General features: G+C 51.9%; 24 protein-coding genes and 1 CRISPR repeat array. Of the genes, 3 read left to right on the plus strand and 21 right to left on the minus strand.

Features of this window, described 5'->3' with window-relative positions; translation table 11 throughout:
• Nucleotide 1: 1 nt before the first annotated feature.
• Nucleotides 2-1,429 carry a non-oxidative hydroxyarylic acid decarboxylases subunit C gene (locus tag HEN33_RS07045; RefSeq protein ID WP_176262891.1) on the minus strand — a complete coding sequence of 476 codons (1,428 nt, stop codon included), beginning with the start codon at nucleotides 1,427-1,429 and terminating at the stop codon, nucleotides 2-4.
• Nucleotides 1,429-2,022, minus strand: a complete 594-nt coding sequence (locus tag HEN33_RS07050; protein WP_176262892.1) for a non-oxidative hydroxyarylic acid decarboxylases subunit B — start codon at nucleotides 2,020-2,022, stop codon at nucleotides 1,429-1,431. Before HEN33_RS07050 ends, HEN33_RS07045 begins: the two co-directional genes overlap by 1 nt.
• Nucleotides 2,023-2,168: 146 nt before the next feature.
• Between HEN33_RS07050 and HEN33_RS07055 the strand changes: the two genes are divergently transcribed.
• A complete protein-coding gene (locus tag HEN33_RS07055) occupies nucleotides 2,169-2,573 on the plus strand; it encodes a MarR family winged helix-turn-helix transcriptional regulator (protein WP_105278412.1) in 405 nt (134 codons plus the stop codon).
• Between the two features lie 260 nt (nucleotides 2,574-2,833).
• The gene (locus tag HEN33_RS07060; RefSeq protein ID WP_157945111.1) at nucleotides 2,834-3,583 is read left to right on the plus strand and encodes a hypothetical protein; all 750 of its coding nucleotides are present in this window, start codon (nucleotides 2,834-2,836) and stop codon (nucleotides 3,581-3,583) included.
• Nucleotides 3,584-3,641: 58 nt separating this feature from the next.
• Here HEN33_RS07060 and rpoS read toward each other — a convergent pair whose 3' ends face one another.
• The 12 genes from rpoS to cysD form a co-directional block, all read right to left on the minus strand.
• Nucleotides 3,642-4,634, minus strand: coding sequence for an RNA polymerase sigma factor RpoS (gene rpoS, locus HEN33_RS07065; protein WP_000081550.1), 993 nt, complete (start codon nucleotides 4,632-4,634; stop codon nucleotides 3,642-3,644).
• 62 nt (nucleotides 4,635-4,696) lie between these two features.
• A complete protein-coding gene (gene nlpD / locus HEN33_RS07070) occupies nucleotides 4,697-5,791 on the minus strand; it encodes a murein hydrolase activator NlpD (protein WP_311396150.1) in 1,095 nt (364 codons plus the stop codon).
• A gap of 184 nt (nucleotides 5,792-5,975) precedes the next feature.
• Nucleotides 5,976-6,602, minus strand: coding sequence for a protein-L-isoaspartate O-methyltransferase (gene pcm / locus HEN33_RS07075; RefSeq protein WP_000254708.1), 627 nt, complete (start codon nucleotides 6,600-6,602; stop codon nucleotides 5,976-5,978).
• Nucleotides 6,596-7,357, minus strand: coding sequence for a 5'/3'-nucleotidase SurE (gene surE / locus HEN33_RS07080; RefSeq protein WP_001295182.1), 762 nt, complete (start codon nucleotides 7,355-7,357; stop codon nucleotides 6,596-6,598). Before surE ends, pcm begins: the two co-directional genes overlap by 7 nt.
• Nucleotides 7,338-8,387: a tRNA pseudouridine(13) synthase TruD gene (gene truD / locus HEN33_RS07085; protein ID WP_032184999.1), complete on the minus strand. Its 1,050-nt coding sequence runs from the start codon at nucleotides 8,385-8,387 to the stop codon at nucleotides 7,338-7,340. The genes surE and truD overlap by 20 nt, the downstream gene beginning before the upstream one ends.
• Entirely contained in the window at nucleotides 8,384-8,863 is a 480-nt protein-coding gene (gene ispF, locus HEN33_RS07090; RefSeq protein WP_001219242.1) for a 2-C-methyl-D-erythritol 2,4-cyclodiphosphate synthase, read from the minus strand. Before ispF ends, truD begins: the two co-directional genes overlap by 4 nt.
• Nucleotides 8,863-9,573 (minus strand): 2-C-methyl-D-erythritol 4-phosphate cytidylyltransferase, encoded by a 711-nt coding sequence (ispD, locus tag HEN33_RS07095; RefSeq protein ID WP_032185000.1) that lies wholly within the window; start codon nucleotides 9,571-9,573, stop codon nucleotides 8,863-8,865. The genes ispF and ispD overlap by 1 nt, the downstream gene beginning before the upstream one ends.
• A gap of 18 nt (nucleotides 9,574-9,591) precedes the next feature.
• Nucleotides 9,592-9,903, minus strand: a complete 312-nt coding sequence (ftsB, locus tag HEN33_RS07100; protein ID WP_000517477.1) for a cell division protein FtsB — start codon at nucleotides 9,901-9,903, stop codon at nucleotides 9,592-9,594.
• Nucleotides 9,904-10,096: 193 nt separating this feature from the next.
• Nucleotides 10,097-10,420 carry a DUF3561 family protein gene (locus HEN33_RS07105; RefSeq protein WP_001246104.1) on the minus strand — a complete coding sequence of 108 codons (324 nt, stop codon included), beginning with the start codon at nucleotides 10,418-10,420 and terminating at the stop codon, nucleotides 10,097-10,099.
• Nucleotides 10,421-10,469: 49 nt separating this feature from the next.
• Nucleotides 10,470-11,075, minus strand: coding sequence for an adenylyl-sulfate kinase (cysC, locus tag HEN33_RS07110; RefSeq protein WP_001173673.1), 606 nt, complete (start codon nucleotides 11,073-11,075; stop codon nucleotides 10,470-10,472).
• Entirely contained in the window at nucleotides 11,075-12,502 is a 1,428-nt protein-coding gene (cysN, locus tag HEN33_RS07115; protein WP_176262893.1) for a sulfate adenylyltransferase subunit CysN, read from the minus strand. The genes cysC and cysN overlap by 1 nt, the downstream gene beginning before the upstream one ends.
• A 1-nt stretch (nucleotide 12,503) precedes the next feature.
• A complete protein-coding gene (gene cysD, locus HEN33_RS07120) occupies nucleotides 12,504-13,412 on the minus strand; it encodes a sulfate adenylyltransferase subunit CysD (protein ID WP_000372392.1) in 909 nt (302 codons plus the stop codon).
• Nucleotides 13,413-13,663: 251 nt separating this feature from the next.
• Here cysD and iap point away from each other — a divergent pair, with 251 nt between their 5' ends.
• On the plus strand, nucleotides 13,664-14,701 hold the full coding sequence (gene iap / locus HEN33_RS07125) for an alkaline phosphatase isozyme conversion aminopeptidase (protein ID WP_176262894.1): 1,038 nt from the start codon (nucleotides 13,664-13,666) through the stop codon (nucleotides 14,699-14,701).
• Nucleotides 14,702-14,783: 82 nt separating this feature from the next.
• Nucleotides 14,784-16,337: direct repeats of the CRISPR family, unit length 29 nt; unit sequence CGGTTTATCCCCGCTGGCGCGGGGAACAC.
• A 96-nt stretch (nucleotides 16,338-16,433) separates the two neighbouring features.
• Here iap and cas2e read toward each other — a convergent pair.
• Genes cas2e through casA form a run of 7 tightly spaced genes read right to left on the minus strand, consistent with a single transcriptional unit; the run spans nucleotide 16,434 to nucleotide 22,213 of the window.
• Nucleotides 16,434-16,727 (minus strand): type I-E CRISPR-associated endoribonuclease Cas2e, encoded by a 294-nt coding sequence (gene cas2e, locus HEN33_RS07130; protein WP_000063171.1) that lies wholly within the window; start codon nucleotides 16,725-16,727, stop codon nucleotides 16,434-16,436.
• On the minus strand, nucleotides 16,724-17,647 hold the full coding sequence (cas1e, locus tag HEN33_RS07135) for a type I-E CRISPR-associated endonuclease Cas1e (RefSeq protein WP_000144850.1): 924 nt from the start codon (nucleotides 17,645-17,647) through the stop codon (nucleotides 16,724-16,726). The genes cas2e and cas1e overlap by 4 nt, the downstream gene beginning before the upstream one ends.
• Entirely contained in the window at nucleotides 17,644-18,294 is a 651-nt protein-coding gene (cas6e, locus tag HEN33_RS07140; RefSeq protein ID WP_176262895.1) for a type I-E CRISPR-associated protein Cas6/Cse3/CasE, read from the minus strand. Before cas6e ends, cas1e begins: the two co-directional genes overlap by 4 nt.
• Entirely contained in the window at nucleotides 18,276-19,022 is a 747-nt protein-coding gene (gene cas5e, locus HEN33_RS07145; RefSeq protein ID WP_176262896.1) for a type I-E CRISPR-associated protein Cas5/CasD, read from the minus strand. Before cas5e ends, cas6e begins: the two co-directional genes overlap by 19 nt.
• Before the next feature lie 10 nt (nucleotides 19,023-19,032).
• Nucleotides 19,033-20,106: a type I-E CRISPR-associated protein Cas7/Cse4/CasC gene (gene cas7e / locus HEN33_RS07150; RefSeq protein WP_176262897.1), complete on the minus strand. Its 1,074-nt coding sequence runs from the start codon at nucleotides 20,104-20,106 to the stop codon at nucleotides 19,033-19,035.
• An 11-nt stretch (nucleotides 20,107-20,117) separates the two neighbouring features.
• On the minus strand, nucleotides 20,118-20,654 hold the full coding sequence (casB, locus tag HEN33_RS07155; RefSeq protein ID WP_176262898.1) for a type I-E CRISPR-associated protein Cse2/CasB: 537 nt from the start codon (nucleotides 20,652-20,654) through the stop codon (nucleotides 20,118-20,120).
• The gene (gene casA, locus HEN33_RS07160) at nucleotides 20,651-22,213 is read right to left on the minus strand and encodes a type I-E CRISPR-associated protein Cse1/CasA (protein ID WP_176262899.1); all 1,563 of its coding nucleotides are present in this window, start codon (nucleotides 22,211-22,213) and stop codon (nucleotides 20,651-20,653) included. Before casA ends, casB begins: the two co-directional genes overlap by 4 nt.
• Between the last annotated feature and the right edge of the window lie 82 nt (nucleotides 22,214-22,295).

A 22,295-nucleotide genomic window follows, 5' to 3' on the forward strand; every position in this document is an offset into this window, starting at 1 on the left:
CTTATTTACGTGCGGCCAGCATAGCGGTCAGTTTTTCAGCCCAGGTTTTGGTTTCCGGCAAATCCACCACAGGCTGGCTGTAGTGACCACGGTTGTCCGGGGCGACAGGCGTGGTGGCGTCGATAATCAGCTTGTCGGTGATACCGGCCGGGCTTGAGCCGGGGTCGAGTTCCAGCACGGACATATTCGGCAACTGCACCAAATCCCCTGCCGGGTTCACTTTCGAAGAGAGCGCCCACATCACCTGCGGCAGGTTGAACGGATCTACGTCTTCATCGACCATAATCACCATCTTCACGTAGCCCAGACCGTGCGGCGTGGTCATCGCACGCAGGCCCACCGCGCGGGCAAAGCCGCCGTAGCGTTTTTTGGTGGAGATAATCGCCAGCAGGCCGTGGGTGTACATGGCGTTCACCGCCTGCACTTCCGGGAACTCGGCTTTCAGTTGCTGATACAGCGGCACACAGGTGGCTGGGCCCATCAGGTAGTCGATTTCGGTCCACGGCATACCGAGATAGAGCGATTCAAAAATCGGTTTGGTGCGGTAAGAGACTTTATCGATGCGCACTACGGTCATGTTGCGCCCACCGGAGTAGTGCCCGGTAAACTCACCGAACGGCCCTTCGATTTCACGTTTGCGGCTTTCGATAACCCCTTCCAGGATCACTTCTGAACCCCACGGCACATCAAAACCGGTCAGCGGGGCGGTGGCGATCGGGTACGGGCTTTCGCGTAGCGCGCCCGCCATTTCGTACTCCGATTGATCATATTTCAGCGGGGTGGCGCCCATCAGGGTGATGATCGGATCGTTACCCAGCGTGATGGCAATTGGCAAATCTTCACCACGTTCTTCCGCTTTATGCAGATGCAGGGCGATATCGTGCATCGGCACCGGTTGCAGGCCGAGCTTACGCTTACCCTTCACTTCCATGCGATAGATGCCGACGTTCTGCTTGCCGAAGTTATCCGGATCGAGCGGATCGCGGGAAACCACGCACGCTTTGTCGAGATAGAAACCGCCATCGCCATCGTTTAAACGAAACAGCGGCAGGATATTGAACAAATTGATCTCGTCGCCATCGACGGTGTTCTGCGCCCAGGCAGGATTCGCACGGCGCTCCGGGGCTATCGGGAAGTTATCCCAGCGGCGGATAAACTCATCAATCTGTTTTTTAACCGGTGTGTTCGGTGGCAGCCCGAGGGAAATCGCGTGGTTCTGCCAGGAGCCGATGGTGTTCATCGCCACGCGCGCATCGGTAAAGCCGCGAATATTATCAAACCACAGCGCCGGTGCACCGTCACCGATGCGCCCGGTGGCGTTGGCAGCGGCAGCCAGATCCGGTTCCGCGTTCACCTCTTCGCTGATTTTCAGTAACTGGCCGTGGTCATCAAGCGCCTGTAAGAAGCTGCGTAAATCATCAAATGCCATTATTCATTCTCCTGAGAAAAATTCCGGGCCTGCGGCAACCCTTGCCAGCGCCTGGCGTGAGGATGTTCGAGGCCAAATTGATCCAGCACGCGGGCTACCACGTGGTGGACAATGTCATCTACCGTTTCGGGATGGTTATAAAAGGCAGGCATCGGCGGCACCATCGCCACGCCCATGCGCGAAAGTGCGAGCATATTTTCGAGATGGATGGTGCTAAGCGGCATTTCACGCGGCACCAGCACCAGTTTGCGGCCTTCTTTGAGCACGACGTCCGCCGCGCGCCCTACGAGACCATCGGCGTAACCAGCGCGGATACCGGCGAGCGTTTTCATACTGCATGGAATAACGATCATGCCGTCGGTACGAAAGGAGCCGGAAGAGATGGTCGCAGCCTGATCCGCCGGGTTATGGCTGAAGTCAGCGAGGGCGGCAACATCGCGAGCGCTGTAAGGCGTTTCCAGTTCAATAGTGGTTTTCGCCCACTTCGACATCACCAGATGAGTCTCGATATTCGGCATCTCCCGCAGCGCTTGCAGTAATGCCACACCAAGAGGCGCACCGGTAGCCCCTGTCATCCCGACGATCAGTTTCATTGCTTACTCTCTTAATTGTTCGTATACGAACGTTATTATTAACATACTCCTTCATTTCCACAGCGGCAAGGATTGAAAAGTAACAACATCTTCTTCGTCACTGAAAAACCGCTATGATAGCGACAGAGAATTAGCCCGGAGTTTACATGGCGTTACGAAATAAAGCGTTCCATCAGTTACGACAGCTTTTTCAGCAGCATACGGCCCGCTGGCAGCACGAGTTACCTGACCTGACCAAACCACAGTACGCGGTGATGCGCGCCATTGCTGATAAACCTGGTATCGAACAGGTGGCACTGATGGAAGCAGCCGTCAGCACCAAAGCAACGCTGGCAGAAATGTTGGCAAGAATGGAAAATCGTGGCTTAGTCAGACGTGAACATGACACCGCTGATAAGCGGCGACGCTTTGTCTGGCTGACTGCCGAAGGAGAAAAGGTACTTGCTGCGGCGATACCGATTGGCGACAGTGTGGATGAGGAATTTTTGGGGCGTTTGAGTGCAGAAGAGCAGGAGCTGTTTATGCAGCTGGTGCGCAAGATGATGGTGTGAAAGTTCCCGCAGTAAATACCGAGGATTCCCCACCTATCAGCACAGAGCCGGATTACGAAGCCTGGATGGGCTTGACGACGTTCCCCACGCCATAAGGGCACTATCCCTTCTGGCTCTGGTAATTAATCAAACTTGTGACCTTTTCCAGCCAACACCAGGAATAACCATGGTAAACATTGAGGTGCATATTTATACTTACCAAACTAATAGAATAAAAACGAAATCATTTTCAACCTTACGACATTGGTTTGGTATATTTAATGACTCCTATTCAACTTCCTCGCCCTGTGTTATTTCTTGATTTTTTTGTTCGGGAAGTCAGTTTTCAAGGCAAAGGAACTGTTCGTACAACACTGCCCGCTGATGCGTTTTTCTATACTGGCGAATCAAAAGCAACGTCTTATCTTTATTGGCAGCAAAACAGTCATGCTGCACAGCAAATGGGTATCAACCGTTGGCAAAAAAAACACCTGACATCAATACCGCGCTTACTCTCTTTTATTGATGAACGCCCCGTAATTTCCACCTTAACAGTAGACCAGGGCAAGGATCAGCTCTGGTTCAAACCCGATATTGCCGTAATTGCCAATATTGGCCATGAATTTCTTCATGAAAATACCTGGTTTCGCACACCAGATGAGGTTGTGACACATCACTATTGCGGAAAAGAAGACTGTTTTCGTTACGTTAATTTGCATGAAATTCTTCCCTGGGGATTCTTCGGCCCGATATTGGATGTTGATGATGCGGGGATAATATGGCGCAGTGGCACAACGCCATGGCCGGTAAAACTTATTGCACCAGGCGAAACTCACTGCCATCTCTGGAGAACAACGGAAACCACTCACAAAAAACCAAATCGCAATATGGTGATGTTTATTAAAAACTACGGACTACATCAGACTGTACGATGTGTCACGCCAATGGACGCGGGACAATACGATAGTAGTCATCTATGCCGGGAAAAATTTACCGTCAGAGATGGACGTTACCATCAACGTGTAGATTAAGCTGACAAAAGAAAAAGGCCAGCCTCGCTTGAGACTGGCCTTTCTGACAAATGCTTACTTATTCGCGGAACAGCGCTTCGATATTCAGCCCCTGCGTTTGCAGGATTTCGCGCAAACGGCGCAGGCCTTCAACCTGAATCTGGCGAACACGTTCACGGGTGAGGCCAATTTCACGACCTACATCTTCCAGTGTTGCCGCTTCGTACCCCAGCAAACCGAATCGACGTGCCAGTACTTCACGCTGTTTGGCGTTCAGTTCGAACAGCCATTTGACGATGCTTTGTTTCATATCGTCATCTTGCGTGGTATCTTCCGGGCCGTTTTCTTTTTCATCGGCCAGGATGTCCAGCAACGCTTTTTCGGAATCTCCACCCAGCGGGGTGTCTACCGAGGTAATGCGCTCGTTAAGACGAAGCATACGGCTGACGTCATCAACTGGCTTATCCAGCTGCTCTGCGATCTCTTCCGCACTTGGTTCGTGGTCCAGCTTATGGGACAACTCACGTGCGGTTCGCAGGTAAACGTTCAGCTCCTTTACGATGTGAATCGGCAAACGAATAGTACGGGTTTGGTTCATAATCGCCCGTTCGATCGTCTGGCGAATCCACCAGGTTGCGTATGTTGAGAAGCGGAAACCACGTTCCGGGTCAAACTTCTCTACCGCGCGGATCAGCCCCAGGTTGCCCTCTTCGATAAGATCCAGCAAAGCCAGACCACGATTGCCATAACGGCGGGCAATTTTTACCACCAGACGCAAGTTACTCTCGATCATCCGGCGGCGGGAGGCAACATCTCCTCGCAGTGCGCGACGCGCAAAATAAACTTCTTCTTCGGCCGTTAACAGTGGTGAATAACCAATCTCACCAAGGTAAAGCTGAGTCGCGTCCAACACACGCTGTGTGGCCCCTTGCGATAACAGTTCCTCTTCGGCCAAATCGTTATCACTGGGTTCCTCTTCTACTAAGGCCTTTTCGTCAAAAACCTCAACTCCGTTCTCATCAAATTCCGCATCTTCATTTAAATCATGAACTTTCAGCGTATTCTGACTCATAAGGTGGCTCCTACCCGTGATCCCTTGACGGAACATTCAAGCAAAAGCCTGGTTCCGCCGATTTATCGCTGCGGCAAATAGCGCAGCGGGTTTACGGATTTCCCCTTGTAACGAATTTCAAAATGCAAGCGTGTTGAACTGGTTCCGGTGCTACCCATAGTCGCTATTTTTTGCCCCGCCTTCACTTCTTGTTGTTCCCGGACCAGCATTGTGTCGTTATGGGCGTAGGCACTCAGGTAATCATCATTATGTTTGATGATAATCAGATTACCGTAGCCGCGCAGCGCGTTACCGGCATAAACAACGCGGCCATCTGCGGTCGCGATAATTGCCTGTCCTTTGCTGCCTGCGATATCAATCCCCTTGTTGCCCCCCTCAGAAGCACCAAAGGTTTCGATCACTTTGCCCTCAGTCGGCCAGCGCCAGGTGGAGATAGGCGCACTGGTTGATGTACTGCTGACAGTCGGCTCGGTTGTGCTTGCTGTTGGTACCGTTACAGGCGCTGTGACCGTGGTCCCAGTTGGCTTGTTGTTCGGCAACATTTTGTTAGCACTCTGTTCACCCGAAGACTCAGAATACGTAATTGTCGGTTGCGACGCAACAGCAACGGTGGAATTTTGTGCAGGCTTGATCACAACTCCTTGCTCTGCTGCATCGGCCTGGGTAATGGCATTTCCACCAGTGATTGGCGTACCGGAAGCATTACCCACCTGTAAGGTCTGACCTACATTCAGCGCGTATGGTGCCTGAATATTGTTGCGCTGAGCAAGGTCACGGAAATCATTGCCAGTAATCCAGGCGATATAGAAAAGCGTGTCGCCTTTTTTCACGGTGTATGTACTGCCGCTATAACTGCCTTTCGGAATGTTCCCATACTGACGGTTGTAGACGATTCGTCCGTTTTCCATCTGTACCGGCTGCTGAGCTACTGGCTGCACAGGCTGGATTTGCGGTTGTTGTGCAGATTGAATTTGTGGCTGCTGTACCGGCTGAATTTGCGGTTGCTGCGCTGTAGACGTCGTCCCCATTTTCGGCGGCGGCGTAATCAACATACCAGAATTGGTATTTGCAGGCGCATTGCCATTAACGGAGCTGACCGGTGCCGGTGGATTTGAAGTGTCAGAACAGCCTGCCAGCCATAGCGAAACCAGTGACAATGCCGCAATGCGGCGAACGGTGAATTTTGGGCTTCCCGCGCTCATTTATCCCCCAAGAAAAATTGGTTAATAACCAGTGACATAATTACCGTGCAAGGCACCATACTGAACACTGGAAAAGATGTTCACGATACGCTGACCTGCGGCAAAATAACCAGGAAAAATCCAGGTATTTCCTCACGTTTTAAGCCAGCTCACCCTTCACTAAAGGGACAAAGCGCACGGCCTCCACGGTATCGATAATAAATTCGCCTCCCCGACGACGCACCCGTTTCAAATACTGGTGCTCCTCCCCTACGGGTAAGACGAGAATCCCGCCTTCGTCCAGCTGCGTCATTAGCGCAGTTGGAATTTCCGGCGGTGCCGCCGTAACAATGATAGCGTCAAACGGCGCACGTGCCTGCCAACCTTGCCATCCATCGCCATGACGGGTTGAAACATTATGTAAATCAAGGTTTTTCAGGCGGCGACGCGCCTGCCACTGCAAGCCTTTAATACGTTCAACCGAGCAAACATGCTGAACAAGATGCGCCAGAATTGCCGTTTGATATCCCGAACCGGTGCCAATTTCCAGCACCCGCGACTGCGGCGTCAGCTCGAGTAATTCGGTCATTCGCGCCACCATATACGGCTGCGAAATTGTCTGCCCCTGACCTATCGGCAAGGCGATATTGTCCCAGGCTTTTTGTTCAAACGCTTCATCAACGAATTTTTCACGCGGCACGGCGGCAAGTGCATTCAGCACCTGCTCATCCTGAATACCTTGCGCACGTAATTGATCCAGAAGTGCTTGTACGCGTCTGCTTACCATTGCGTGCCAACTCCCACGCTGTTTAACCAGTCTGAAACCACATCTTGCGCGCTATGCGCAGTTAAATCCACATGCAGCGGCGTGATAGAGACATAGCCCTCATCTACCGCAGCAAAATCGGTCCCCGGACCGGCATCGCACTTACCACCCGGCGGGCCAATCCAGTACAGCGTATTGCCGCGCGGATCTTGCTGCGGGATCACCTGATCTGCCGGATGTCGGGTACCGCAGCGCGTCACGCGAATACCTTTGATTTGATCCAACGGTAAATCCGGTACGTTAATATTGAGAATACGCCCGGTGCGCAGCGGCTCTTTACACAGAGCTCGCAAAATGGAACAGGTTACCGCCGCGGCAGTGTCGTAATGTTTATGCCCGTCAAGCGAGACAGCAAGCGCCGGAAAGCCTAAATGACGGCCCTCCATCGCGGCGGCTACCGTACCGGAATAGATAACATCATCCCCCAGATTCGGCCCGGCGTTAATCCCCGACACAACAATGTCCGGGCGCGGACGCATCAGAGCATTCACGCCAAGATAGACGCAATCGGTCGGGGTTCCCATTTGCACAGCAATATCACCATTTTCAAAGGTAAACGTGCGCAAGGAGGATTCCAGTGTCAGAGAATTTGAAGCGCCGCTGCGGTTACGATCGGGGGCGACCACCTGAACGTCAGCAAACTCACGCAAGGCTTTCGCCAGCGTTTGTATACCGGGTGCATGTACCCCGTCATCATTACTCAGCAATATGCGCATAATCACCTGTTGTGTTGATAAGTTCCCTGACAACGCTGGTCGCAAAACTGCCTGCCGGAAGCCAGAAACGGATTTCTACGGTGACGTCATCCCACCAGTTCCAGCTTAATTGTTGCGGATACAGCAGTATCGCTCTGCGCGAGGCTTCAACTTTTTCTCGCACCAGTAAGGCTTGCAATTCAGTTTCTTCGGCGACAGCTGCTTGTTCGAATGCCAGCGCTTCACGCTGAGTTCCCCATTCGCCACTGCCCGGCAATGCAGCAGTAATCATCAGCTCTTTATCGTTGACGCGACGCTGTAATTCCGCCAGTTCTTCATTGGAGGCAACAAACCAGCTGCCACGTCCGGCTAATTGTAGCGCATCGCCGTCAACAACTTGATTAACGTCTGCTTTTTTGAGGCGCTCAGCAACAATCTGATTAAACAACGCACTGCGGGCTGCCGACAACCAAAAACTCCGTTTATTGCGATCGCGCACCGAAGTATTGGTTTGCGCCCAGCGCAGCGCGCCCTGCAAGTTGCTACCGCCAATCCCAAAACGTTGGGCACCGAAGTAGTTCGGTACACCTTTTACGCAAATATCGATCAGACGTTGTTCAACGTCATCGCGATTGCTCACTTCGCGCAGAACCAGGGTAAAGGCGTTACCTTTCAGCGCGCCTAAACGCAGCTTGCGCTTGTGCCGCGCATACTCCAGCACCTGGCAGCCTTCCAGTTGAAAAGCACTGAGATCGGGCATCTCTTTACCTGGGACGCGAGCGCATAACCACTGTTCCGTAACAGCATGTTTGTCTTTTTGCCCAGCGAAGCTGACTTCACGGGCATGAATTTTCAGGAATTTCGCCAGTGCATCCGCCACAAAACGGGTATTACAGCCGTTTTTGAGGATTCTAACCAGAATATGCTCACCTTCACCATCAGGCTCAAAGCCCAAATCTTCCACCACCACAAAGTCTTCCGGATTGGCTTTCAGCAGCCCGGTGCCTTGCGGTTTACCGTGGAGGTAAGTGAGATTATCAAACTCAATCATTTTGTTGCCTTAATGAGTAGCGCCACCGCTTCACAGGCAATCCCTTCCCCACGTCCGGTAAATCCCAGTTTTTCCGTAGTAGTGGCTTTCACGTTAACATCATCCATATGGCAGCCGAGATCTTCGGCAATAAACACGCGCATTTGTGGAATGTGCGGCAACATCTTCGGTGCCTGAGCGATGATAGTGACATCGACGTTGCCAAGGGTATAACCCTTCGCCTGAATACGACGCCAGGCTTCGCGTAGCAGCTCGCGGCTATCGGCACCTTTAAATGCCGGATCGGTATCCGGGAACAGTTTGCCGATATCCCCCAGCGCCGCCGCGCCAAGCAATGCATCGGTCAACGCATGGAGCGCCACGTCGCCATCAGAATGCGCCAGCAATCCTTTTTCGTAAGGAATGCGTACGCCACCAATGATAATTGGGCCTTCACCGCCAAAGGCGTGTACGTCAAAACCGTGTCCAATTCGCATTATGTATTCTCCTGATGGATGGTTCGGGTGAGGTAAAACTCGGCCAGTGCCAAATCTTCCGGGCGCGTGACTTTAATGTTATCCGCGCGGCCTTCGACCAACTGCGGATGAAATCCGCAATATTCCAGCGCCGAGGCTTCGTCGGTAATGGTAGCGCCTTCATTTAGAGCGCGCGTCAGGCAGTCATGTAACAGCTCACGAGGGAAAAATTGCGGCGTCAGCGCGTGCCATAAGCCGTTGCGATCAACGGTATGAGCAATGGCATTTTTGCCCGGTTCGGCACGTTTCATCGTATCGCGCACTGGTGCGGCGAGGATCCCCCCCGTGCGGCTGGTTTCGCTCAACGCCAACAATCGCGCGAGGTCATCCTGATGCAGACAAGGACGAGCGGCGTCATGCACCAATACCCACTGCGCATCGCCAGCGACTTTCAGACCTGCCAGTACCGAATCGGCACGCTCATTACCGCCATCTACAACGGTGATTTGCGGATGATTCGCCAGAGGAAGTTGTGCAAAGCGGCTATCGCCAGGACTTATGGCAATGACGACACGAGTCACCCGGGGATGCGCCAGCAGCGCATGCACCGAGTGTTCAAGAATGGTTTGATTACCGATTGAGAGATATTGCTTAGGACATTCCGTTTGCATTCGACGGCCAAATCCGGCCGCCGGAACCACGGCGCAAACATCCAAATGAGTGGTTGCCATGTTAATTCCCGGGCTGATTTATCGAGTGTTTTGCCCCGCAGACTGTGCGCGTTTCGACGCGTCAGGCACCAGACGATAAAAAGTTTCGCCCGGCCTGGTCATGCTGAGTTCATTACGCGCACGCTCTTCGAGCGCCTCCTGGCCGCCATTGAGATCGTCAATTTCGGCAAAAAGTTGATCGTTTCGCGCTTTAAGTTTCGCGTTTGTAGCTTGCTGTGCCGCCACATCATCATTGACGCGGGTATAGTCATGTATACCGTTCTTACCGAACCACAGCGAATACTGTAGCCAGACCAGAATAGCCAGCAACAGCAGCGTTAGTTTACCCATCCTGCCCCCTGAAAAACGGCATCATCATCCCATGCATCCGAAGACGACTCTACATCCTCTGTTGGGGATACCGCGACAACGCGGGCAAATGTACCACATTTGTCCATTGTTACGTATACCCAGGGCGTGCAGAACATAATCTCATTATTCGTTACGGTTTGAATTATGAACAGAGGAGACAAGAAAGTACAAATTAGCCCAGTAGCCACATAAACAGTGCGCCAAACATAATGCCTACTGTCACCAGGGTGAAAACAATACTGTAGCGTAGCTTTCCGTCCATCAATGAATGCAGCGCAATCCCCACCACTACCGCGACAGGCATCAGTGCCAGAAAGAAAGGCCAGGTGTAGATAAAGAAGAACAGCGTGTTAGAGCCATAAATCAACATCGGCATCGCCAGCGCAAATAACCAAGAGATAAAACCGACCACGGCACCAGGCAGTGACCATGTGGTTTCTTCATCCTCAGTTAGGCTGTCGTTATTTGTTAGTGTAATGTTATGGCTATTACGCATATTTGATCCTGTTACTTTGACGAACCGGGCATGGAAACCCGGTGGTGTCTCAGGATCTGATAATATCGTTCTGTCTCAACAGATCTAATAATTGCTGTACCAAATTTGTTACTAATTGTTCACCATTGAGATGAATTTCTGCCGATTCAGGCGCTTCGTAAACGGAATCTATTCCCGTAAAGTTGCGCAGTTCACCGGCACGCGCTTTCTTATATAAGCCTTTTGGATCGCGGGCCTCGCAAATCGCCAGCGGCGTATCGACAAACACTTCGATAAAACGCCCTTCTCCTACACGTTCGCGAACCATCTGGCGTTCGGCGCGGTGTGGCGAGATAAACGCGGTCAGCACCACCAGTCCAGCTTCAACCATTAAATTCGCCACTTCACCGACGCGACGGATATTCTCTTTACGATCGGCATCGCTAAAACCGAGATCGCTGCATAATCCGTGGCGAACATTGTCGCCATCCAGCAGATACGTACTGACGCCGAGTTTATGTAACGCCTCCTCCAGCGCCCCGGCGACCGTTGATTTACCGGACCCGGAGAGGCCGGTAAACCACAGCACTACACCACGATGACCGTGGTGTAGCTCGCGTTGTTGTACAGTGACTGGATGGCTATGCCAGACGACGTTTTCGTCATGCAGCGCCATTATTTATCCCCCAGTAAATCGCGCGCGCCCCAGTGTGGAAAATGGCGGCGAACCAGGGCATTCAATTCCAGTTCGAATGCACTGAATTCAGATGGCACAGCAGTAGCCTGGCTAACTGGCTCGTGCACCATACCGGCACCCACGGTCACATTGCTCAGGCGATCGATAAAAATCAGACCACCAGTAACCGGGTTTTGCTGATAACGATCTAACACCAGCGGCTCGTCAAAAGTGAGATCCACCAAACCAATGCCGTTTAGCGGCAGATTTTCAACTTCGTGTTGAGTAAGGTTATTAATATCAACCTGATAGCGAATACTATCAACACGGGCACGCGTCTTCTTACCGGCAATTTTGATGTCGTAGCTTTGTCCAGGGGAAAGCGGCTGTTCCGCCATCCACACCACATCCACCGACGCGCTCTGCACTGCCGGTAACGCTTCGTCTGCCGCCAGCAGCAGATCGCCACGGCTGATGTCGATCTCATCCGTCAGCACCAGGGTGATCGCTTCTCCGGCAAAGGCTTCTTCGCGATCGCCATCAAAGGTCACGATCCGCGCGACGTTTGATTCCACACCAGAGGGCAGCACTTTGACACGTTGCCCGACTTCCACGCGACCGGATGCCAGCGTTCCGGCGTAGCCACGAAAATCGAGATTCGGGCGGTTAACGTACTGCACCGGAAAGCGCATTGGCTGAGCATCCACCACTCGCTGGATTTCCACGGTTTCCAGCACTTCGAGCAGTGTCGGACCGCTGTACCACGGCATACTTTCACTTTGCGAAGCCACGTTGTCGCCTTCCAGTGCGGAGAGCGGCACAAAGCGGATATCCAGATTACCCGGCAGCTGCCCGGCAAAGGTCAGATAATCTTCACGAATGCGGGTGAACGTCTCTTCGCTGTAACCCACCAGATCCATTTTGTTGATCGCCACGACCAGATGTTTGATACCCAACAGCGTGGAGATAAAACTGTGACGACGGGTTTGATCGAGCACGCCTTTACGGGCATCGATCAGTAAGATCGCCAGTTCGCATGTCGATGCGCCAGTCGCCATATTGCGGGTGTACTGCTCGTGCCCGGGAGTGTCGGCAATGATAAATTTACGCTTCTCGGTGGAGAAATAGCGGTAAGCCACATCAATGGTGATGCCCTGTTCACGCTCAGCTTGCAGGCCGTCCACCAGCAGGGCCAGATCCAGTTTTTCGCCCTGGGTGCCGTGACGTTTACTGTCGTTATGCAGTGATGAGAGCTGATCTTCGTAGATTTGGCGGGTATCGTGCAGCAGGCGACCAATCAGGGTACTTTTGCCGTCATCGACGCTACCACAGGTCAGAAAACGCAGCAGGCTTTTATGTTGTTGCGCAATCATCCAGGCTTCGACGCCGCCTTCGTTGGCGATTTGTTGTGCAAGTACGGTGTTCATCTTAAAAATACCCCTGACGTTTTTTCAGCTCCATGGATCCCGCCTGGTCGCGGTCAATCACGCGCCCCTGACGTTCACTGGTGGTGGAAACCAGCATCTCTTCGATGATTTCCGGCAGTGTTTGCGCATTTGACTCCACCGCGCCGGTCAGCGGCCAGCAGCCCAGCGTACGGAAACGCACCATCCGTTTTTTAATCACTTCGCCCGGTTGCAGGTCGATACGGTTGTCATCAATCATCATCAACATACCGTCGCGTTCCAGAACCGGACGTTCAGCGGCGAGATACAGCGGAACAATGTCGATATTTTCCAGCCAGATGTATTGCCAGATATCCTGCTCGGTCCAGTTAGAGAGCGGGAAGACGCGGATGCTTTCGCCTTTGTTAATTTGCCCGTTGTAGTTGTGCCACAGCTCCGGGCGCTGATTTTTCGGGTCCCAGCGATGGAAGCGGTCACGGAAAGAGTAGATTCGCTCCTTAGCGCGGGATTTCTCTTCGTCACGACGTGCGCCACCGAAGGCGGCATCAAAACCGTACTTGTTCAACGCCTGCTTCAAACCTTCGGTTTTCATAATATCGGTATGTTTTGCGCTGCCGTGTACGAATGGATTAATCCCCATCGCCACGCCTTCCGGGTTTTTATGCACCAGCAACTCGCAGCCATAGGCTTTAGCCGTACGATCGCGAAACTCATACATCTCGCGGAATTTCCAGCCAGTATCAACATGCAGCAGAGGGAAAGGCAGCGTACCCGGATAAAACGCCTTGCGCGCCAGATGCAGCATGACGCTGGAATCTTTACCGATAGAGTAGAGCATCACCGGATTTGAGAATTCTGCCGCCACCTCACGAATAATGTGGATGCTTTCCGCCTCCAGTTGCCGCAGGTGAGTAAGTCGTTTTTGATCCATAACCGTTCCTTTGCAATACCGCTATTTTCTTGCCATCAGATGTTTCGACTATAGGGAGCGTAAGAGAACGAATGAAATTACCAATTAGAATGAGTAGTTCCTTAACGGAATAACGATTTGGCAAAGCTAATATCAAAAAGTGCTTAAGGCACCGGATTTCGGGCGTTTAGGAAGATTTGAAATTGTTTTAGCGCAGCGGCAGTTTCATACTATGGCGGTAAAAAAATTTGCATGGTATTTAAGGACTCACTATGTTTTCCGCATTGCGCCACCGTACCGCTGCCCTGGCGCTCGGCGTATGCTTTATTCTCCCCGTACACGCCTCGTCACCTAAACCTGGTGATTTTGCTAATACACAGGCACGACATATTGCTACTTTCTTTCCGGGACGCATGACCGGAACTCCTGCAGAAATGTTATCCGCCGATTATATTCGCCAACAGTTTCAACAGATGGGTTATCGCAGTGATATTCGGACATTTAATAGCCGATATATCTTCACCGATAAAAACAAGCGTAAAAGCTGGCATAACGTGACAGGAAGTACGGTGATTGCCGCTCATGAAGGAAAAGTGCCCCAGCAAATCATCATCATGGCGCATCTTGATACCTATGCTCCGCAAAGCGATGCAGATATTGATGCCAACCTTGGGGGGTTAACATTACAAGGTGTGGATGATAATGCCGCAGGCCTTGGTGTTATGCTTGAACTGGCAGAGCGCCTGAAAGATATTCCGACTGAGTATGGGATTCGTTTTATTGCCACCAGTGGTGAAGAGGAAGGGAAATTAGGTGCTGAGAATTTACTCAAGCGCATGAGCGATACTGAAAAGAAAAATACCCTGCTGGTGATTAATCTCGATAATTTGATCGTGGGCGATAAGCTTTATTTTAATAGTGGCGTAAATACACCAGAAGCTGTCAGGAAATTAACCCGTGATCGAGCGCTGGCAATTGCGCGTAATCATGGGATTGCAGCGACAACAAATCCAGGTTTGAATAAAAACTATCCGAAAGGCACCGGGTGTTGTAACGATGCAGAAGTTTTCGACAAAGCCGGTATTGCGGTACTTTCGGTGGAGGCGACCAACTGGAATCTTGGAAATAAGGATGGTTATCAGCAACGCGCAAAAACACCGGCCTTCCCGGCGGGAAATAGCTGGCATGATGTAAGGCTTGATAATCAACAGCATATTGATAAGGCGCTTCCTGGAAGAATAGAACGTCACTGCCGTGACGTTATGCGGATAATGCTACCGCTGGTGAAGGAACTGGCGAAGGCGTCATGAGGCGTTTGAAAATGGGAGCTGGGAGTTCCCCCACTGACGCGGGGGAGCTCAGTTATGGGTAACAGTACCCCAGAACCGAGAGCGGTTTATCCCCGCTGGCGCGGGGAACACGTTTGATGTGCTGACGATGGAGCTGCATAAAACGGTTTATCCCCGCTGGCACGGGGAACACATTGTCATTCGACAGAATGAAAAACAATCAATCGGTTTTTCCCCGCTGGCGCGGGGAACACTAACGCTTCAGAGAGTTTTTAGCGCGTCGCAACGGTTTATCCCCGCTAGCGCGGGGAACACCCAGCGGAGCGTGGGAATATACTGTATTTATCCGGTTTATCCCCGCTAGCGCGGGGAACACTTCTCCATTGCCAACCGCATATTCCAGGTTGCCGGTTTATCCCCGCTAGCGCGGGGAACACGCGGCGGGGATCGGCGACGGGTTGAGTGGGCACGGTTTATCCCCGCTAGCGCGGGGAACACCTGGCCCCGGAAATCAGCGCCCTCCTCTTCTACGGTTTATCCCCGCTAGCGCGGGGAACACCTGGCGAGAAGAACTTGCGCAGCTATCGTGACCGGTTTATCCCCGCTAGCGCGGGGAACACTTCTTCGTCTGTCATATAACACCCCTATTACACGGTTTATCCCCGCTAGCGCGGGGAACACCAAAACAGCGCACTTATCGGTTCAAGGGTTCGCGGTTTATCCCCGCTGGCGCGGGGAACACAGCTCCGGTGAACGCAGCACACCAGGGGGTTTCGGTTTATCCCCGCTGGCGCGGGGAACACGCTGTAAATCGAGCCGTCATCTCAGTAAAAATCGGTTTATCCCCGCTGGCGCGGGGAACACAGGTAAGACGACGTTTGAGGGAACAATATTAACGGTTTATCCCCGCTGGCGCGGGGAACACAGACCAGCGTACTGACCGGATCAAACTCACATCGGTTTATCCCCGCTGGCGCGGGGAACACTTTTCCCCGGCGTTTACAGATGGGGCACTCGCCGGTTTATCCCCGCTGGCGCGGGGAACACTCTCTGAAAGGGTGAATGGCGTTAATTTCTCCCGGTTTATCCCCGCTGGCGCGGGGAACACTCAAGCAACCAGTAGTTTTTATCGTTATCGTTCGGTTTATCCCCGCTGGCGCGGGGAACACTTAACCCTGCAATATTATGGCGCTTCATTAGACGGTTTATCCCCGCTGGCGCGGGGAACACTGGATTAAACCTCATATATAAATAAAGGATAACGGTTTATCCCCGCTGGCGCGGGGAACACTTCCAAGAAATTCTTTCTTTTCTTTATGGTGTCGGTTTATCCCCGCTGGCGCGGGGAACACCGATTGTATATATTGTCGCCGGGTTGATTTTCCGGTTTATCCCCGCTGGCGCGGGGAACACATGAAAACCCGGTAAAATTCCGGTTCAAACGCCGGTTTATCCCCGCTGGCGCGGGGAACACATAACCATGACAGGCGCTGGCCGCAGGAATCGCGGTTTATCCCCGCTGGCGCGGGGAACACTTCACTAAGCTGGACTACACTGTCTTTACAGCCGGTTTATCCCCGCTGGCGCGGGGAACACAGATCAGAAAATCTGATGGCACCCTACAGGAACGGTTTATCCCCGCTGGCGCGGGGAACACACTAAGCATACGTATCTGTTTTTAAACAATTTTATTCCACATCAACAATCTACCAACTAAATTCAAACATTTCCTTATTTTTAAAGAACGGGTAACTTATTGATTCTCAACAGGAAGAAACGAAACCAACCGTAACCCATCCAAATCCACCGGAATACGTCTGTTTTCACCCCAGGTCTGAAATTCAAAACCCGACTCGGTATTGGTCGCCCAGGCCATGACCACATTTCCGCAACCTGCCAGTTGGGAGATTTGCTGCCAGATCATCTCCCGAATACGTTTGGATGTATCACCAACATAAACACCAGCACGCACTTCCAGTAGCCAGATCGCGAGCCGTCCACGTAAGCGCGGCGGGACATTTTCTGTAACAACCACGACCATGCTCATCCGCTGCGCCCCCGGTGACCACTATCACCCAGCGTTTCAGGTTCCGGGATAGCTGGCGGTAACATATCCGGCGCGGGTTGTGGTGGTTCAATTTCACCGGCGGCAAGGACTTCCTCAATTAACGGGATTAATTTGCCCGTTAACTTAGTGCTACGGAAAATATCGCGACAGGCCAACCTGACTTCTTTATCTGGTTCTGCGGGTTGCCTCGCCGCTATTTCAAATGCCTTTGGCACAACCGTATCAAATTTAATGATATCGGCTATGTCATAAACAAATGAAAGCGGTTTGCCACCATGGATAAAACCAATAGCGGGCGCATATCCCGCGGCTAATACTGCCGCTTCAGAAATACCGTACAGGCATGATGTGGCAGCACTGATGCAGCGATTCACAACATCGCCTTTTTCCCAGTCTTTAGGATCGTAGTTGCGACCATTCCATTTCACACCATATTGCTTCGCCAGTAATGCATAGGTCTGGCGTACTCGGGCTCCCTCAATTCCCCGTAGCTGCTCCACTGAACGGCGAGCTGGCGGTGGTTCACGAAAACGTAATTCATACATTTTGCGCACCACCTTCAACCGTAGATCTTCCGTTAAAGCCAGCTTTGCCTGGTAGAGTAATTTATCTGCCCGCGCCCCTCCGGGTTGTCCGGAGGAGTAAACGCGAACGCCCGCTTCACCAACCCAGACCAGCAGTGTCCCCACCGTGGCGGCCAGATGCACCGCCGCGTGGGAAACTCTCGTTCCTGGTTCGAGCATAATGCAGGCGACCGATCCCACCGGAATATGCGTGCGGATCCCTGTTTTGTCGATCAGCACGAAAGCCCCGTCCAGTACGTCGATTTGACCATACTGGAGGAAGATCATGGAGGTGCGATCTTTTAACGGGATCGGACTCAGTGGTACAAACGTCACGCCTCTGCTCCGGGTTTGATTAACATCAGACCACAGCCGAACGCCCGGCTTTTGCCATACCCCAGGCAGAGACGTTGCAGAAATAACCCTGGCTCGGTGACCGTCAGCATCCCCGTATAATCCACGCTACTGAACTGGATCAGTTGCCGGGCATTTTCCCGCCGCAGTTGCTGTTGTCGGTAGGCATCGACCGAGGTATCCAGCAGTGTAAAACCACTTCTCTCTCCCTGCGCAGCCAGCCAGCCCAGCGCCGCCTGTTGTTGATGCAACCAGACATCACTTCCTTCCGCCTGCCCCCTCACCTGCCGTTTCGCCTCCATCAGCAGATCGTGGCGCTTACCCGCTTTACAGAATGTTGGATTCGCTCGCAGGTTGAAAAAAAGGGATTGTCCGGTACGCAGCTCCGGCGCAAATGACCGGCATTCGATGGTAAACGTTTCACTTTCCGCCGGGCGTTCCTGCGACAGGACAAAAAAGCGAAACGCGCCCTGGAGTTCTTCCCGACGATAAAGAAATTGCCTTTCTTTGCCGCCAGGGAAAAGATCCCACAGCCACTGATGCATCACATATTCACCGCGATCCACCAGATGCAGCAACTGCGCAGGCGAAAGCTGGCCGGTATGTAAGGTTATTCTTGAGAGGTACATGGTTCCTCCTTGCTGAGCCACGGCCCCTGATTGACGGTACGTTCCCCAAAAAGCCACTGCTGACGATTTAAAGGAACATCCCGGCGGCGTAATATTTTGCTCGAGACCAGGCCATCGTGCTCCCCTTCCCACCAGCATTCATCCTGAAGTTTCGGGAGTGAGACTTTTAGTTCGTGGAAACGATCCTGATACTGTTGGTATGCGTTACGTAAGGCATCAGACGCGTTGCCTTCGAGCAGTAACGGCGCAAGGGGTAATGCCAGCGGATGGCTTTTTCGCCCCAGATAAAGCGGAAAAACCGGATGGCGTAAACCTTCCTGCAACTGTTCGAGGCTGTAAGGCGCATCAGCTGTTGTTGCCGCGGCCACCATCCACCAGGCATCGGTGTAGTAGTCGCGCCGGGAGATAATCGCGCTCAGAAGATCAGGGTCCCTCAACTCTTCGCGACGGCTGAAATAACGCGCTTTACGCACCTCTTTTGGCATCTGGACCGTGTGATAATCCCGTGCCCAGCGCGGGTTACGGCTGGCGCAAACCACCAGTGAATAGTGGCGATTAAACGCGTTTAAGCATTCGGTGTCATCACGCCGTATCCCTACCCCGGCAGCCAGCAGCCCCAGCAATGCTGAACGCGAAGGCAGTTCATGGGTATGACGCACCTCACCGGGTGCATCAACGCCCCAGGATGCCATTGGCCCATGAAGCTGAAAAATCAAATATTGGCTCATAAGCCGCCCCTTACGCGCAGATAAAGTCCAGCACGTCCTTCATGCTTCCCTGTTTGTTCATCACGTCAAAACTTGAGCATTCGGTCTTCTGTTCGTAAACCGTATTCATGTTTTCGCGAAGCGTTGTAATACGCTGCACCGCCACATCTAACTGACGTGTGCCATTAATGGGTTCATAGAAAGCCGCCGCCAGAGAACGCGGTTGTTCGGTGCCTTTTTCTGCCAGCGCCCAGGAGGCGTAGGCACGGCTGGCAAAACTGTTTTGTTTACCGGTTGGGGAGACTTTAAGCGCGGCTTCCGTAAAGGCGCGTATAGTCTGATTAGCCAACGCTTCGTCACCGCCGAGGTTTTCGACCAGCAGATCTTTATCAATGCAGATATAGGTGTAGAACAGCGCAGAACCGAATCCGGTTTCATCTACATGACCGGCACCGGCATCTTCAGAAGCCTGGCGTAAATCATCTACGGCGGTGAAAAAATCATTTTCGACAATCGTTTCACTGACACCAAACGCATGCGCGACCTGGCAGGCGGCTTCTACATTAAACCCGGGTTTTTTCGCCAGCATACGACCAAACATAGCGATATCTACCGCCATACGGTCTTTACGTAACAAAGCGAGATCGTCCTCTTTTGGCGCGCGCTTTTCTTCTGCCAGTTGATGGGCCAGCGCTTTTACGGCGTCAAATTCTGCCGGGCTGATATGGACGAGCTGTTCAGTTTCGGCATTAGTGAGCGGATCTTTTGGTTTTTTGTCGTTTTTTTGTTTTTTGTCTTTTTTGGCTTTCCCAAGATAATCGGCTATTTCTACTGCCCATTCGATGGCTTTTTTATCTTCGATTCCTTTATTAATCAGAATCGTTGCCGCCTCGCGCGCAATACGCCCGCTACGAATACCAATATGACCCGCCAGCGCCTGTTCAAAAAGTGCAGAAGTGCGCCACGCACGCTTCAGACTTTGCGAGGAAACGCGCAGACGCGTTGCTCCACCCAGTATCACAGTTTTCGGAGAGCCGGAATCATCACGGTTAAGATTGGCAGCAGGGTAAGCGGTTAACAAATGAAGCTGAATAAATGTCGTCATGAGATAGTCCTTTATTGATTTTGTTCGTTATCGGCGTCGCCAGCCTGGTAATATTCCAGCGCCCAGCGGATACGGATAAATTCTGTTGGCCGTTGCTGGCGGCGGTGATGATTGAGCAGGTCATCGCTCTCCTGGCACCAGCGGAAGACCCCTTCTGCAAGAGAGTCAAGATTGACGGAACCGTTTAATAATTTGACCGCACGGCATAACTGCCGCAATAAATCATCCGACGTTTTTACTGCCAGCAAACGAGTAAACCGCCCCTTTTTCATTACCGCCGCCAGCTGAGCAGCAAAAGGCTGCCGTTCATCAATGGCTTTAACATTGGCGCTAACTGCTGCTATCAGCGCTAGTGCGGTGATACGCCACTCGGGTTCATCCTGCCACTTTATTTGTCTGTTCTTAAGAAACAGGCGAAATCCATCCGTCAGACAAACATCATTAACCGTCGTACTACGCCGCAGACTGGCACGCTCGCCGCGTTTATCCTGCAACTCTTCATGCCATTTACGCAGCGCAACTTTATGCTCATCTTTTACAATACTCATTCAGCAGCCTCCTGCTTTTTCTCCCTGGCGGCGTTAGCATTTTGCTTCTCCGCCGATGTTGTAAAATATTTCTTGCGCGCGGTCATGACGCGTTCTAAATCAACGGGCTCATATGGATTGGTGAATACACGCTCGTCAAAATCCTGACGCGCGAATAACCACATTTCCTTTTGCCATTTGCTGAGTAATTCGTCCGGATCCTGACCTTCTTCAATTTGGCGCACTAATCTCAGGAATCGATGCTGAGTTTTGTTCCAGAAGCCAATATCCACAAAACCGAAATCAAGTTTTGTGGTTTTCTTCTCAGAGAACCATGCTTCTTTCAACGCTCGGTGTAACAAGCTTAGAATGTGTGATGCCGCTTGCGCTGCCAGACGCAACTTAGGTATTAGGTCTTCTTTTTTGTTTAACAACAGCGGGAAATGGTGTTCATACCAACAACGAACCTTCATATCTTCAAAATCAAAACCAAATCCCCATAAGCCCACCTTTGTTTGCTTTAGATTGCTGGCATTCAAAAGTTTCACGACCTGTGCGGGGAGTTCAGTATTGTTTTTTGAGTTACCTACCTCTATGAGACCTAACCAGTCGCGCCAGATTAAACCACCAGGTTGTGGTTTAACTGAGTAAAAATCTCCACCCTCTTTAAGCGGCAGACGGTAAGGTGTTAGAGGATGGCGCCACATGACGTATTGAACACCATAGTTTTTGAGTGACATCAAGCCCAAAAGAGCATCGCTCTGCCTACAGCAAATGTCGCAGTTACCTATTGAGGTTGTCTTAAAATCAATACGTATACGTCGTGGCATTCCCCAGTAGGCCTGAAGTTTATTGACTTGTTCATCCGTTACCACAGCACCGTCCAGTTCGCTGGTACGCGTCGGTGCAAGCCAGGGAAAGACCAGGTCATCAAAGGTTTTTGGTAAAGGTAAATCGGCTTCATCTTGCGGCATTACGTTTAGCCACAGCTTTCGCCACAAAGGGGTTTGTTGATTGCCCTGGTACTCCAGCAATTCTATAAGTGTCGTCAGAGGCCCTCCGCCACGTAGCCCAGGATAGTAACCGCGCCCACCTATAGGTGCATTCAACTGGATTGAAAAAAGCGCTAAAGGCACACAATGTAGGCACAGATGCTGAGTTGTGTCTCGCTTAATAAAATGGTCTGTATTTCGTTCTTTTGTTTGTTTTCCTGGTGCGTCAGGAAGAAGCGAAGCAATAGAAGTTGCCTTAACTTTTAATTCATCAAAATCCTGCATAAATGAAGGGGAATCTGGGCCAAACTGGAAAGCGTATTCTAAAGACAGCAATGCTTCCCGTAGCTTTTCAACCTCCAGCCCGTCTTCCCAGATATCATCCCAACGACCGTGATTTTTGGGCGCGAAGCTGGTTTGTAGTAGTCCCAGCAAAAACTGCCATGCCGCCCCCTGGAGATCTGCCCGCGGCGCAGCGATATCGACAACATTTTCATCCGCCAGATCGACTGGCGCCAGTTTGCCTGTCGTTCCGTCTTTATAACGAACAGGCAACCACGGGGTTGTCAGAAGTGAAAACGAGTTCATACGCATCCTCTCGTAAAAAAGACCATCCCAGGTCGGTTATCCATCCTTCCATCCTTTTTTGTGTATCAACTATTCAGAGAAT

The organism is Escherichia sp. 94.0001, assembly GCF_013369155.2.
Taxonomy (GTDB): domain Bacteria; phylum Pseudomonadota; class Gammaproteobacteria; order Enterobacterales; family Enterobacteriaceae; genus Escherichia; species Escherichia coli_F.